At 68.2% G+C, this 13,368-nt stretch carries 13 protein-coding genes; 9 read left to right on the forward strand and 4 right to left on the reverse strand.

The genetic code is table 11. The annotated features are described in order from the left end of the window. Positions 1-23: 23 nt before the first annotated feature. The gene (locus NF4_RS31850; protein ID WP_063131110.1) at positions 24-1,214 is read right to left on the reverse strand and encodes an IS110 family RNA-guided transposase; all 1,191 of its coding nucleotides are present in this window, start codon (positions 1,212-1,214) and stop codon (positions 24-26) included. Between the two features lie 236 nt (positions 1,215-1,450). Here NF4_RS31850 and NF4_RS31855 point away from each other — a divergent pair, with 236 nt between their 5' ends. The 6 genes from NF4_RS31855 (at position 1,451) to NF4_RS31880 (ending at position 8,330) form a co-directional block, all read left to right on the forward strand. Then, entirely contained in the window at positions 1,451-1,981 is a 531-nt protein-coding gene (locus tag NF4_RS31855; RefSeq protein WP_063131111.1) for a MaoC family dehydratase, read from the forward strand. A 37-nt stretch (positions 1,982-2,018) separates the two neighbouring features. Next, the gene (locus NF4_RS31860) at positions 2,019-2,852 is read left to right on the forward strand and encodes an HpcH/HpaI aldolase/citrate lyase family protein (protein WP_063131112.1); all 834 of its coding nucleotides are present in this window, start codon (positions 2,019-2,021) and stop codon (positions 2,850-2,852) included. A 445-nt stretch (positions 2,853-3,297) separates the two neighbouring features. Then, positions 3,298-5,244: an acetoacetate--CoA ligase gene (locus tag NF4_RS31865; protein ID WP_063131113.1), complete on the forward strand. Its 1,947-nt coding sequence runs from the start codon at positions 3,298-3,300 to the stop codon at positions 5,242-5,244. 158 nt (positions 5,245-5,402) lie between these two features. Further along, positions 5,403-6,443 (forward strand): NAD(P)-dependent alcohol dehydrogenase, encoded by a 1,041-nt coding sequence (locus tag NF4_RS31870; RefSeq protein WP_063131114.1) that lies wholly within the window; start codon positions 5,403-5,405, stop codon positions 6,441-6,443. A gap of 260 nt (positions 6,444-6,703) precedes the next feature. Further along, positions 6,704-7,501 carry a mycofactocin-coupled SDR family oxidoreductase gene (locus NF4_RS31875; RefSeq protein ID WP_063131115.1) on the forward strand — a complete coding sequence of 266 codons (798 nt, stop codon included), beginning with the start codon at positions 6,704-6,706 and terminating at the stop codon, positions 7,499-7,501. Between the two features lies 1 nt (position 7,502). Beyond that, complete coding sequence (locus NF4_RS31880; RefSeq protein ID WP_063131116.1) at positions 7,503-8,330, forward strand: mycofactocin-coupled SDR family oxidoreductase; 828 nt, start codon at positions 7,503-7,505, stop codon at positions 8,328-8,330. Positions 8,331-8,415: 85 nt separating this feature from the next. On the opposite strand, the gene NF4_RS31885 is transcribed toward NF4_RS31880, so the two are convergent. Continuing rightward, positions 8,416-9,423 (reverse strand): RNA polymerase subunit sigma-70, encoded by a 1,008-nt coding sequence (locus tag NF4_RS31885; protein WP_063131180.1) that lies wholly within the window; start codon positions 9,421-9,423, stop codon positions 8,416-8,418. Between the two features lie 290 nt (positions 9,424-9,713). Between NF4_RS31885 and NF4_RS31890 the strand changes: the two genes are divergently transcribed. Further along, on the forward strand, positions 9,714-10,769 hold the full coding sequence (locus tag NF4_RS31890; protein ID WP_063131117.1) for a Gfo/Idh/MocA family protein: 1,056 nt from the start codon (positions 9,714-9,716) through the stop codon (positions 10,767-10,769). Positions 10,770-10,790: 21 nt separating this feature from the next. Here NF4_RS31890 and NF4_RS31895 read toward each other — a convergent pair whose 3' ends face one another. Continuing rightward, positions 10,791-11,654: an alpha/beta fold hydrolase gene (locus tag NF4_RS31895; protein ID WP_063131118.1), complete on the reverse strand. Its 864-nt coding sequence runs from the start codon at positions 11,652-11,654 to the stop codon at positions 10,791-10,793. Between the two features lie 210 nt (positions 11,655-11,864). Here NF4_RS31895 and NF4_RS31900 point away from each other — a divergent pair, with 210 nt between their 5' ends. Together NF4_RS31900 and NF4_RS31905 are read left to right on the forward strand one after the other, a co-directional pair. After that, positions 11,865-12,488: a TetR/AcrR family transcriptional regulator gene (locus tag NF4_RS31900; RefSeq protein ID WP_198165550.1), complete on the forward strand. Its 624-nt coding sequence runs from the start codon at positions 11,865-11,867 to the stop codon at positions 12,486-12,488. Beyond that, on the forward strand, positions 12,485-13,075 hold the full coding sequence (locus tag NF4_RS31905; RefSeq protein WP_063131120.1) for a GNAT family N-acetyltransferase: 591 nt from the start codon (positions 12,485-12,487) through the stop codon (positions 13,073-13,075). The genes NF4_RS31900 and NF4_RS31905 overlap by 4 nt, the downstream gene beginning before the upstream one ends. 35 nt (positions 13,076-13,110) lie before the next feature. On the opposite strand, the gene NF4_RS31910 is transcribed toward NF4_RS31905, so the two are convergent. After that, positions 13,111-13,368, reverse strand: a complete 258-nt coding sequence (locus NF4_RS31910; protein ID WP_063131181.1) for a hypothetical protein — start codon at positions 13,366-13,368, stop codon at positions 13,111-13,113.

Consider the following 13,368-nt stretch of genomic DNA (forward strand, 5'->3'; position numbering starts at 1 on the left):
CTGTGAGTTCCTTGAGTCAACCTCTATGCGGCGATCGGTTGTTGAGCGGGTTGGTGCAGGTTGGGATTGTAGGGGGTTTCGGTGCGCCAGCAGGCCCAGATGATGCGCAGCCAGGCGCGGCCGAGGGTGCGGATGGCATGGGGGTGTCGTTGTCCGCGTGCGCGGGCAGCGGCGTAGCGCTGATCGGCCCATTCGCTGGCGCGGCGGCTGTTGTCTATCCAGGTGACCAGCGCTTGGCGGGCCTGGCGGTTGGTGGCGTGGCGGAACGCGACGGTGTGTGTTTTCCCGGAGGCCCGGGTGACCGGTGCGATACCGGTTTCGGCGGCGAGTTGGTCGAAGGTGTTGCAACGCTCCAGGATCGGTCCGACCTCGCCGATGATCTGGGCGAGGTTGAGGACCCCGATCCGGGGCAGACCGGCCAGCAGCGCAGCGTAGGGGTGCTGTTCGACAGCGCCGGCGATGAGGGTGTCGAGCGCATCGATACCAGCCTGAATCGAACGCACGAGCCCGACCTGAGCACCGACCAGTTGAGCAATGACCGGTTCGCCGAGCCGGCTGGCCGCGGTGGGAGCCGCGTGCAATCTGGTGAGCAGCTCGGCGCCGGAACGGCGGCCGCTGTAGTGGTGACGTCGGCAGAACGTTTCGACACGGGCCGCAGTGAGTCCGGCAGCGGCCTGTGGTGTCGGGTAGCGGTCGAGGAAGGACAGCGCGATCGGCGAGTGCAGGCTCGCGAAGATCGCCTTGCCGCCGGGCCAGTGGGTGTCCAGCAGCGCCGCGAGCTGGTTGACCGCAGCGATGCGCATCGCCAGATGGTCGCCGCGCTGGCGGGTCAGCGCCTGCAGTTCGAGGGTTTGCGGCAGTGTCGGGGTCAGTATCGGCAGCCGGTGGCTGTCGGTGCGGGCGTAGTCTGCGAGCTTGAACCCGTCGCCCGGGTCGTTCTTGGCGCGGGCGGCGCCCCAGCGGGGACGTGCGGCGTGAAACGCGTTGGGGTGCACCGCGACCACCGGGTGACCAGCGGCGAGCAACCGGTCCACAACCAGCCCGCGGGTGGTTTCGATCGCCACCGGCACCCCGCCGTGGCAGGCCAGCCGGGCCAGCGCGCGGGTGATGCCTTCTTCGGTATGTGGCACCGGGAACCGTTCGATTTTACGGCCGGCATCGTCGATCACGGTCACATCGTGGGTGGCATTTCCCCAGTCCCAGCCAGCGAACACCAACAATCTCCTTCGAGGTCGATGTGGTGCCTCCTCGGAAACGAGGGCCGTGGCCGGAAGCTCATTGATCGGCCCTCTGCGGGGCATTTCCTTGATGCCGGTCTGCGACCCCCGGCCCGGTGGGGCTGGCAATACTCACAGCGGCCATCGAGTGGCACGCGACGCGGGCCATGCACCCACCGGAACCGAGAGACAACAACCCTATCCGTTCGGGTTGCAGAAGGGATGGTGCCCCAATGAGCGGCGAAAAGATCACCAAGGACGTCGACCACGACGTCTCCGGCCTGAAACGGGTGGTGCAGACCGGTCTGTGGTTCGAGGAGCTGGAGACCGGAGTGCTCTACGAGCACCGTCCCGGCCGCACCATGACCGAAACCGACAACGTGCTGTTCAGCACCCTCACGATGAACACTCAGGGCTTGCACATCGACAAAGCCTTCAGCGATGCCCAGGAGCCGTTCCACGAGCGTCTGGTGAACTCCCTGTTCACCCTGGGCACCATGATCGGGCAGGCGGTGGCCCATCTGACCCAGGGCACCACGGTCGCCAACCTCGGCTTCGAAGAGGTCAAGTTCCCGGCCCCGCTGTTCCACGGCGACACCGTGTATACCGAGACCGTCGTCCTCGACAAGAGGGAATCGAAGAGCCGGCCGGGTCAGGGCGTGGTCACCTTCCGCCACGTCGCCCGCAATCAGCACGGCACCGTGGTCGGGGTGGCCGTCCGCAACGCGCTGATCCGGTTGCGCCCGTCGGAAGAGCGGCCGTGAGCGCCGGCGGCGAAAACACCTCGAGGGGGTACCGGCAGTGACCGAGCAGTACGGCGCGGACGCCACCTGGCAATCCGCGGGCCCGGCGTGGCTGTTCTGCCCCGCGGATCGCCCCGAGCGCTACCACAAGGCCGCCGACGTCGCCGATGTGGTGATCCTCGATCTGGAGGACGGTGTCGCCCCCGCCGACAAACCCGCCGCCCGCGTCGCACTCGTGGAGACTCCGCTCGACCCCGCGACCACCGTGGTGCGGGTGAACCCGGCCGGCACCCCCGACCACGACCTCGACCTGGAAGCCCTGCGGCGCACCGGATACCGGCTGGTCATGCTGCCGAAAACCGAATCCGCCCGCCAGGTCACCGGCCTCGGCGAGTACCAGGTCTTCGCCCTGATCGAATCCCCTTCGGGGGCCTCGGCAATCCAGGAGATCGCCGCCGCGCCCAATACCCGCGGCGTGATGTGCGGCGTGGAGGACCTGGTCGCCGCCATGGGCGGCACCGGCACCCGCCGCCCCGACGGCAGCTACCGCGATGTGGCACGGCATCTGCGCAGCACCGGCCTGCTGGCCGCCAAGGCACACCGGCGCCTCGCCCTGGACATGGTGTACCTGAACATCCGCGACCTCGACGGCCTGCGTGCCGAAGCGGAGGACGCGGTGGCGGTGGGCTTCGATATCAAGGTCGCCATCCATCCCGCCCAGCTCCCGGTCATTCGCGCCGCCTACGCCCCGTCGCCCGAAGAGTTGGCCTGGGCCCGTGGCGTATTGGCCGCGGCCCCGAACCACCGTGGAGTCTTCGCCTACGAAGGCAGAATGGTAGACGCCCCCCTACTCCGTCACGCCGAACAACTCCTCCAGCGCAGCCCAGAATGAAATGTGCGGTCGACAGTCCAGAGACCGGTGACCGTTGAGCACTTACAGTGATGTGAACCTCCCCAGGCCGGTCCAGGCGCGCGACAGCATGCACCTTCTGCCCATCCCGGACGGTCGACCTCGGTGGTCAGGGCTCGCCCCCGGTTCTGGAGCGACAGAGCGAAGGAGCGCAGCGACTGAGCGTGTGCAGTCGACCGTCCAGAGAATGGCGACCATTGAGCACTTACAGTGAGGTGAGCCTACCCACGCTGGTCGAGGCGCAGAACAGCATGCAACTTCTATCTATTCCGGATGGTCTACCTCCGCGGTCGGGGCCCGCCCCCGATTCTGGACTGACGGAGCGAAGGAGCGCAGCGACTGAGCGGAGGAGGGAAGAATCGGGGTCACAGGGCCCCGACCCGCGGCGCCGGAGGCGCCGCCATCAACACAGAAGGGTCCTTTGCCGGTGGAACCTCAGTGGGTACCGACCGAACGGGATATCGCCGATGCCCGGATCACCGATTTCGCCCGCTTCGTGGCCGCGCGTTCCGGTGCGGAACTGCCCGACTACCACGCGCTCTGGCGCTGGTCGGTGGACAATCTGTCCGAGTTCTGGCTGGCGGTGTGGGAGTACTTCGAGCTCGGGCCCATCGCCGGTGAGGTACTGCCCTGTCCGGAGATGCCCGGCACACGCTGGTTTCCCGGTACGACCCTGAACTATGTGGATCGGGTGATCGCGCAGGCGCGGACCGACCGGCCGGCGATCCTGCAGGTCACCGAGGACAGCGCGGACGTGGTGGCGACGTCGTGGGCGGAGTTGCTGGCCGGAGTGGCCGCGTTCGCCCGGACTCTGCGCGGGCTCGGTGTCCGGCCCGGCGACCGGGTGGTCGGCTATCTGCCGAATATCACCGAGACGGTGGTGGCGTTCCTGGGTACCGCGGCCGTGGGGGCGGTGTGGAGTGCGTGCGGACAGGACTATTCGGCCAAGGCCGCGCTGGACCGGCTGGGCCAGTTGGAGCCCGTGGTCCTGGTGACCGCGGACGGGTACCGCTACGGCGGGAAGACCCATGACAAGAGCGCGGATATCGCCGCCTTGCGAGCCGGTCTGGATACCGTGCGCGCCACCGTGGTGGTGTCGCGGCTGGGGGTCGGGATCCCCGACAGCACACCGTGGTCGGCCGCGGCCGATCCCTCCGGCGGCGAACCGCTCCCGGAAACCGAAACCGTCGATTTCGCGCATCCGCTGTGGATCGTGTTCTCCTCCGGCACCACCGGACTGCCCAAGGGTATCGTGCACGGCCACGGCGGGGTGCTGCTCGAACATGTCAAAGCCGTTGCGCTGCAATCGGATATCGGACCCGAGGACACCTTCTTCTGGTACACCAGCCCGAGCTGGATGATGTGGAACTTCCAGGTCGCCGGGCTGCTCGCCGGGGCGACCATCGTCTGCTACGACGGCAGCCCGGCCCACCCCCGGCCGGACACGCTCTGGGAGATCACCGCCCGCACCCGCGCCACCGTGCTGGGTACCAGTCCCGGTTATGTGCTGGGCTGCATGAAGGCGGGTGCGGTACCACGGACCGATCACGATCTGTCCGCCCTGCGGCTAATCGGTATCACCGGTTCGTCCCTGCCGCCGGCGTCGGCGCTGTGGCTGCGCGACAACGCCGGGAATGTCCCGGTGGCCTCGATCAGCGGTGGTACCGATGTCGTCTCGGCGTTCGCCGGAGGGGCGCCCACCGTACCGGTCTGGCCGGGCGAACTCTCGGCGCCCTATCTGGGTGTCGCTCTCGACGCCTACGACGAGGTCGGGCAACCGGTCCGCGGCGAGGTGGGCGAGCTGGTGATCACCGCCCCCATGCCGTCCATGCCGATCCGTTTCTGGCGCGACCCCGACGGCGCCCGCTACCACGACGCCTATTTCGACGCCTACCCCGGCGTGTGGCGGCACGGCGACTGGATCACCCTCACCGGCCGCGGCAGTGTGGTCGTGCACGGCCGCTCCGATTCCACCCTCAACCGGCACGGTATCCGGATGGGCAGCGCCGATATCTACCAGGCGGTCGAGCGGCTTCCCGAGGTGGCCGAAGCGCTGGTCATCGGCGCCGAACAACCCGACGGCGGGTACTGGATGCCGCTGTTCGTGGTCCTGGCTCCCGGCGCCGAACTCACCGACGCACTGCGCGGCCGCATCAACGAGGCGATCCGCACCGAGGTGTCGCCGCGGCACGTCCCCGACGAGATCCTGCCGGCGCCGGCGATACCGCACACCCGTACCGGCAAGAAACTCGAGGTCCCGATCAAACGCCTGCTCCAGGGCGCCGACCCGGCCCGCGTGGTGGAGCGCAGCGCCGTCGACGACCCCGATCTGCTCGACTGGTACTCCGGAATCCGCCCACCGGCCCAGCGCTGACCGGCCCGCCGCCACTGACCGCCGCGACCTGGTCGGATACGTAAATACCTCCGGCCGGGCGCGGCCCGAACTAGCCTGGTCGCAGTCGGTGTATCCGCATGTTCGCTGCCGTTCCACCAGTACGCACCCAGTCGCTCGGCTCGGAGAGGACAGGCGCAATGAAGGCACTGCAATACGTGACCGTCGGGGCAGAACCGGAGGTCCGCGAGATCCCCACCCCTGAGCCCGGCCCCGGTGAGGTGCTGCTGCGGGTGACCGCGGCGGGGGTCTGCCATTCCGACGATTTCGTCATGAACAACCCGCCGGAACAGTTCGGTATCGAACTGCCCCTGACCCTGGGGCATGAGGGCGCCGGGCAGGTCACCGCCCTGGGTGAGGGGGTGCGCGGTATCGATATCGGCACGAATGTCGTGGTCTACGGCCCGTGGGGCTGCGGAAACTGCTGGTTCTGCGCCCAGGGCCAGGAGAACTACTGTTCGCGGGCCGCCGAACTGGGCATCATGCCGCCGGGGCTCGGCTCACCGGGTGCCATCGCCGAATACCTGATCGTCGATTCGCCCCGCCATCTGGTGCCGATCGGCGATCTCGACCCGGTGGCGACCGTACCGCTCACCGATGCCGGTCTGACCCCCTATCACGCGATCAAACGATCGCTGGACAAGATCCGCCCCGGCTCGTGGACGGTGGTGATCGGCAGTGGCGGTCTCGGCCATGTGGCCATCCAGCTGCTGCGGTATCTGTCCTCCACCCGCATCGTCGCCCTCGACGTGAACGACGAGAAACTCGAATTCGCGAGGTCGGTGGGCGCGCACGAGGCGGTGCTCTCCGATGACCGGGCCGCCGACAACGTCCGCAAGATCACCGGCCCGGCCGGGGCGAGCCTGGTCCTGGATTTCGTGGGCTTCCAGCCGACCATCGATACCGCCATGGCGGTGGCCGGGGTGGATTCCGATGTGACCATCGTCGGTATCGGCGACGGGAAGTCCGCCGCGCGGGTCGGGTTCGGCATCAGCCCGTACGAAACGACCGCGACCGCACCGTACTGGGGTGCCCGGGCCGAACTGATCGAGCTGATCGATCTCGCGCACGCCGGAGTCCTCGATATCGCCACCGAACGGTTCAGCCTGGACGAAGCCCCCGAGGCGTATCGCCGGCTCGCCGCCGGAACGCTGCGCGGCCGGGCGGTCGTCGTCCCCTGACGTCCGCCCCGGACCACCGGCCGGAAATTCCGGCCGGTGCCCGCTGCGGAGTGCGCACCGGTCGAGTTTTCCCGGCCTGATCCGATGAGCGGCACACCGGCCCACACCCGATAGCGGAGACCGGATACACCGGGCAACGCCGTTCCCGCCCAGCGGGAGCGGTCTCGGTCACGGCCCGGTGACCGGGAGAAACGCGGTCGCGGGATATCCGGCGCACCTAGCGTCGCCCGCATGGATGCGGTATGTGCCGGAGGCGCGCGATGAAGCGCCTGCAGGACCGGGTAGCGGTGGTGACAGGGGCAGCGGGCGGAATGGGCCGTGCCCATTGCCGCCGGCTGGCCGAGGAGGGCGCCGATATCGTCGCGCTCGACCTCGCGGAGAGCGCGGCCGACCTGGTCGCGGTGGCCGGGGAGGTGGAGGATCTCGGCCGCCGGTGCGTCACCGGTTTCGCCGATGTCCGTGACCCGCTGGCGGTCGAGGAAGCCGTGAACACGGGGGTGACGCAGCTCGGCCGGCTCGATGTGGTCGTCGCCAATGCCGGCATCTACGCGGATCTGGCGCCGACCTGGGAACTGTCCGACGACGCCTGGCAGCGCGCCCTCGATATCAATCTCACCGGAGTCTGGCACACCGTCCGGGCCGGGGCCGCCCATCTCGACGCGGGAGCTTCGATCGTGATCGTCGGGTCGACGAACGGCATCAAGGGCGGCGCTTCGGCCGCGCACTACTCGGCGAGTAAACACGCGGTGGTGGGTCTGGCGCGGACGCTGGCCAACGAGCTCGGACCGCAGGGCATCCGGGTGAACACCGTGCATCCGGGCTCGGTGGCGACGCCGATGATCCTGAACGACGACGTATACGCGAAATTGCTACCCGGGCTGACGGATCCGACCCGCGACGACGCGGCGCGGGTCCTCGCGGAACGGACGATCCTGCCGGTGCCCTGGGTGGAGCCGGTGGATATCAGCAATGCGGTGTTGTTCCTCGCGTCCGACGAGTCCCGGTACATCACCGGCACCCAGCTCGTCGTGGACGCCGGACTTACTCAGAAGGTGTGAGATGGGACGGGTTTCGGGCAAGGTAGCGCTGGTCACCGGCGCGGCACGGGGTATCGGGCGGGCCCAGGCGGTACGGCTGGCCGAGGAGGGCGCCGATATCGTCGCGCTCGATCTCTGCGGCCCGGTGGAGACGGTGGTCATCCCACCGGCGACGCCGGAAGACCTCGAGCAGACCGTGCGAGCTGTCGAGAAGACCGGGGCCCGGGTCGTGGCCGCCACCGCCGATGTCCGCGACGGCGCGGCGCTGCGGGTGGCGGCCGACCGGGCGGTGGACGAACTCGGCGGTCTGGACGTGGTGTGCGCGACGGCCGGGATCACCTCCAGCGCACCCGGTCTGCAACTGACCGAGGAGCAGTGGCGGACGATGCTGGATGTCAACCTGACCGGCGTATGGCAGACCTGCAAGGCGACCGCCCCGCATCTCATCGCCCGCGGCGGCGGGTCGATGATCCTGACCAGTTCGATCGCCGGACTGCGCGGACTGGTCGGGGTGGCGCACTACACGGCGGCCAAACACGGTGTGGTCGGGCTGATGCGGTCGCTCGCGCAGGAGCTGGCACCGCACGGGATCCGGGTGAACTCGGTGCACCCGACCAATGTGGACACCCCGATGATCCAGAACGATATGGTCCGCAGGTCGTTCCGCCCCGATCGGGAAAACCCCACCCGCGAGGAATTCGCGGAGGCCGCCCGGGCCATGAATATGCTGCCGATCCCGTGGGTGGAGCCGGTCGATATCGCGAACGCGTCGCTTTTCCTGGCGTCGGAGGAGGCCCGCTACATCACCGCGGTGACCCTGCCGGTCGACGCCGGCAGCACCCAGCGGTAGGGGTGGCTCCTCCAGGCGCATTCGATGCGCGCGGCACAGCCGGTTCGATCGCTGACGCGCCGGTCGGCGTATTCCCTGTCGGACATTACAGTGTCGGGGGCAGGCCCAGCCATGGTTTGTCGGTGGCGTCGAATCCGGTGAGCTCGGCGATCTTCCCGTCGACGATATGCAGGACCGCGATGTTGAACAGCCGGTACTCCGGGTCGCCGAGGGCTCGGAGGTACAGCGCGGCGGCAGGCATGCGATTGACTGTCGTGGCGATACAGCGCCAGTCGTCGTAGCCGGGCTGGAAGAGCCCACCGGAGACCCAGCCGTCCACCGCGTCCCCGGCCCCCGTGATCGAGGTGCCCGGATCGGGCAGCATCGCGAAGCGCAGGTCGTTGCGCAGCAGGGCCATCAGCCCGTCGAGGTCGTTGCGCTCATGCGCGTCGATGTAGGACTTCACCACGCCGCGCTCGTCCTTCGACAGCTCGCGCGTGGCGGGGCTCCGCCAGTCGAGGCGGCGGTCGGGCAGCTGCTCGCGCATCGTCACGCGCGCCCGCTGCAGTGCGCTGGTCACCGATGCGACGGTCAGCTCGAGAGCGTCGGCGACCTTCGACGCCGGCCAGCCGAGGACGTCGCGCAGGATGAACACCGCCCGCTGCCGCAGCGGCAGGTGCTGGACGGCGACGATGAACGCCAGCTCGATCGTCTCCCGGGCCACCACCGATTCCTCCGGGTCCGCGGGGAGCATCCGATCGGGGTACGGCTGCAGGTACAGCACCTCGGAGCCAGGGTCCGGCAGCCCGGACGGTACAGGTGTCCGGTCGTTGCGCTTCTCCAGGAAGTCGAGGCAGGCGTTCGTCGCGATCCGGTACAGCCAGGTCCGCAGCGCGGCGTGGCCCTTGAACGACTCCCGCTTGTTCCACGCTCGCAGGAACGTCTCCTGCGTCATGTCCTGGGCGTCCTCGTAGTTCGCGAGCATCCGGTAGCAGTGCACCTGCAGCTCACGCCGGTGCCGTTCCGTGATGAGTGCGAACCGCGCCGTATCGCCTGAGCGGGCCGCCGCGATGAACGTGGCCTCATCGGCGCCCAGCGGTCTGGCGTCGGTCATGGTCATCAATCCTTCCACTGGTGCGAGGCGGCTACCAGAACCGACGCCATGGCGGAGGATTTCTGATCGGTGAAGCCGCAGGCAGGTCAGCGAAGAAGGCCCGGCGCCGGATCCGAGCAATCGAACCTGCCCAGGTTGGTCTGCTCGATCCGGGGTGGGCCGGCCCTCGAGAGGGGGCGCCTTGTGGGCGCGTGGGTGACGCCGCCCGCGGATTTCGCTCCAGCCGACGTTCGTGCGGGCGGATACGAAAACCTTTTTGTTCACGGCCGCCCCGTAGGTATACCAGTGGAATGCGTATCGGGATCGTCGGTTTGTCGCGGGGTTTGTACATGGCCGAGTGGGCACATCGACTCGGGATCGAAGTGCAGGCGGTGTGCGATCGTGACCCCGAACGGCTGGCCGACGCGCAGGCGGGATTTCCGGCGGCGCGGGCGACAGGGAGCTGGGCGGATCTGCTCGACGCCGGCCTGGACGGTGTCGTGCTCGCCAACGATTTCGACGCCCACGCGGCGTTGTCCATCGCCTTCCTGGATCGCGGAATCCATGTGCTGTCGGAGACGGCGGCCTGCGTATCCGAAGAAGAGGGGCACCGACTCATCGCCGCGGCCGAGGGGTCGACGGCCACCTATTCGTTCGCGGAAAACTACGTCTTCCATCCACACACCCGGTTGCTCCGCGCGTCGGTGGCCTCCGGCGAACTGGGCGGCATCACGTTGGTGGAAGCGGACTATCTGCACAGTCTGTCGCCCGAGGACACCGCCGCGCTCATCGGCGATCCGGCCCACTGGCGTGGTCGCATCCCGCCGACCGCCTATTGCACGCACACCGTCTCGCCGTTGCTGGAGCTCACCGGTGCATGGCCGGTCGAGGTCAGCGCCTTCCCGGTCGGTCCGGGAGGCGACCGCCCCGCCGCGGTGGTGCTGGCGATCCGGCTCTCCGACGGCACTTTGGCCCTCGCCCGCCACGGTTTTCTCACCGGGGAAACGGGCAGCCACTGGAGCTGGATCTCGGTACGAGGCGGCCACGGCATGGCCGAATCCATCCGTAGCGCAGGCGAAGAGGCCTGGTCGGTCCGAGTGCGCGAGGAAGGCTGGGCACAGGCCGACGGGCAGACACGCGAAGCGGTCCGCGTACCGGACCCCTATCTTGTGAACGACGAACCGATCGACCGCATGGCCGAGGGTACCGTCGCGGTGCTCGAAGGATTCCGTGCCACCGTGGAACGCGGCACACCCCCGCTCATCCCGGTACGCCCCGCCGTCGCGGCATCACTGGTCGGCGTGGCGGGTGCGGAATCGCTTGCGAAGGGTTCCGGACCCGTTCCCGTTCCGGACGTATCCGCCTGACGCTGCCCGGGCCCGGGTGCCTCAGTCCTTACGGGTCAGGAAGGCCATGACCGTGGATTCGAAGGCGGCCTTCTGCTCGATCATGGCCCAGTGGCCGCAATCCGGGAACACATGCAGTTCGGCGCGCGGGATGGTGCGCATCGGCAGCAGGGCCATATCCAGCGGGCTCACCCGATCGTCACGTCCCCAGGTCACCAGGGTCGGCGCCGTCACCTTGTGCAGCAGCGCCCACTGCGGCGGGGTGTCCGCGGCGTCCATGGCACGCACCATCGCGGTGAACGCGGCCCGGCTGTACATGCGGCGGGCGCTGTCGAGGGTGGCCGGATCGGTGGCCTGGACCCAGCGTTCCTCGATCATCTCCTCCGTGACCAGCGCCGGGTCGTACACCATCGAGTGCAGCCAGGCGATCAGCCGTTCCCGGGTGGGGTTCTCGGTGAAGTCCTGGAGCAGCCGGATGCCCTCTCCCGGGCCCGGACTGAAGAGGTTCTTGCCGATACCGCCGATGGTCACGATCTTGCCGACCCGGTCGGGGTGGGCGATCGCGTAGTTCAGTGCGACCCCGCCGCCCATCGAGTTGCCGACGATATCGACCCGGTCGAGGCCGAGCGCGTCGACGAAGCGGACCACCGCGTCCAGGGCGGTGATCATCGGGTGCCCGCCGAAATCGTCGCTGACGCCGAAGCCGGGGAATTCCAGGATGAGTGTGCGGAACCGTTCGGCGAAGAAATCGAGATTGCCGCGGAAGTTACGCCATCCGGTGACCCCGGGGCCGGAACCGTGCAACAGCAGCAGCGGAGTACCGGAGCCTGCCTCGTAATACCGCAGCACCCCGGCATCGGTAGGTATCTCCCGCAGCTCGTGCTCGGCGCTGGAAACCGGTGTCATCGTCAGCCCTCCATCTCGGCGTACTTTCTTCCTGCCACGCTGCCAGCTGCGCGGCGACCGCTCACCCGGCGTTCCCGGTGAGCGGTCGCCGCGTGCCGGCGGCGAAACGGCACAGGGTTTTCGAGACGGAGTTCGGTGTCACCGCGGTATGGGCCGAGTGCCCCTACGCCGCAGCCCTGCCTATAGAGTGAACATTAGTTCATTCTATAGATGGGAGGGCCGTCCGTGGCGCGCACCACCGAACAGAGTGCAGCCCTGAGCGCGGCAACGCGAAGCGCGGTTCAGACCGCGGCCGTTCGCGTTTTCGCCCGTCACGGGTACGCCGCATCGGCCATCCGTGACATCGCGACCGAGGCCGGCGTCAGCATCGGCACGATCTACCGGCACTATCCGACCAAAGACGCGCTGTACGCCGACCTGCTCGACCAGGCACTGACCGGGCTCGACGATCTGACAGGGGAACTCTCCGGCCCAGGGCGCCCGCTCGAGATCATCCGGAAATTCACCGCTCGATACCTGGCCGGTCTCACAGCCGACGACGGCGCCGCCGAGTTCATGATCGTCATCAACCAGGGCGTGACCGCCGCTGCCCCGTCCGCATCGATCCCTCGTCTCCTCGATGCACGCAGGTTGATGTGGCGCACTTTCGAGGACCTGATTCGCCGAGGACAGGCGGGCGGCGAACTCGGTCGAGGAGATCCGGCTCAACTCACGACCTGTTACTTCGCGATGCTCGGCGGTCTCACCTCGATCCGAGTAGGTCTCGGCTCCGAATTCACCGCCCCGGACGTCGATGTCGTACTCAAACTGCTCACCGAAGGAAGAACACAATGATCACGATCAAGCACGGCGACGAGCTCGGTGAGGACTACCGCCGTACGATCACCGAGGTACTCGTCCATGGCTTCGCCGAAGACTTCGCCTTCTTCTCGTCCGACCTCGAGCAGCTGACCGCCGCGTTCGAGCACATGCTCATACTGGAGCGTTTCGTCGTGGCCCTGGTCGACGGCGAGCCTGCCGCCATCGCGTCGGTCACCTCCCGCGATCAGGAGTGCTTCGCACCGCGACTACCGGAGTTCCGCCGCCATCTCGGACTCCTCCACGGGACCATCAGCTATCCGGTGGTCCGCTCACAATTCCTCGGCGCCCCCGATGAGGCGCGGGACGGGCTGGCGGAGATCGCTTTCGTCGCCACCGCCCCCGCCCACCAAGGGCGCGGGGTGGGAACCGCACTGATGCAATACATCATCGCCCTTCCCGGCTACGACGAGTTCATCCTGCGCGAGATCAAGGACACCAATACACCCGCGCTGAGCCTCTACCGCAAGTTCGGCTTCACCGAGTATCAGCGACGCCCCGTCCGATTCGCTCGGCGTGCCGGCTTCGGTCAGTATCTATCGCTTCGCCTCAGCATGGTGTAGCTCTCCTGCCGACGGGCGAGCGCCGAGCAGCCGTGTCAGCCGAGGCGGCCCGGAACGGGTTCCCGGCGGCATTCGTCGGTGGGCAGCTCACCGTCGGCGACGGCCCGTTCGATGGAATCGCGCAGTGCCGGGCAGGTGGGGATCCATTTGCTGTGCTCGCCGAGGGCCGCTCGGCGGGCGAATTCGGGGCAGGCGGATTCGGCGTCGTCGAGCCATTGCACACTGGTGTGGCTGGGGCTGAACTTCTCCACCAGCACTCGGTTACCGCAGTTGGCGCACTGTACGGGCTGCAC

Origin of the sequence: Nocardia fusca NBRC 14340, from assembly GCF_001618425.1 — a bacterium.
GTDB lineage: Bacteria > Actinomycetota > Actinomycetes > Mycobacteriales > Mycobacteriaceae > Nocardia > Nocardia fusca.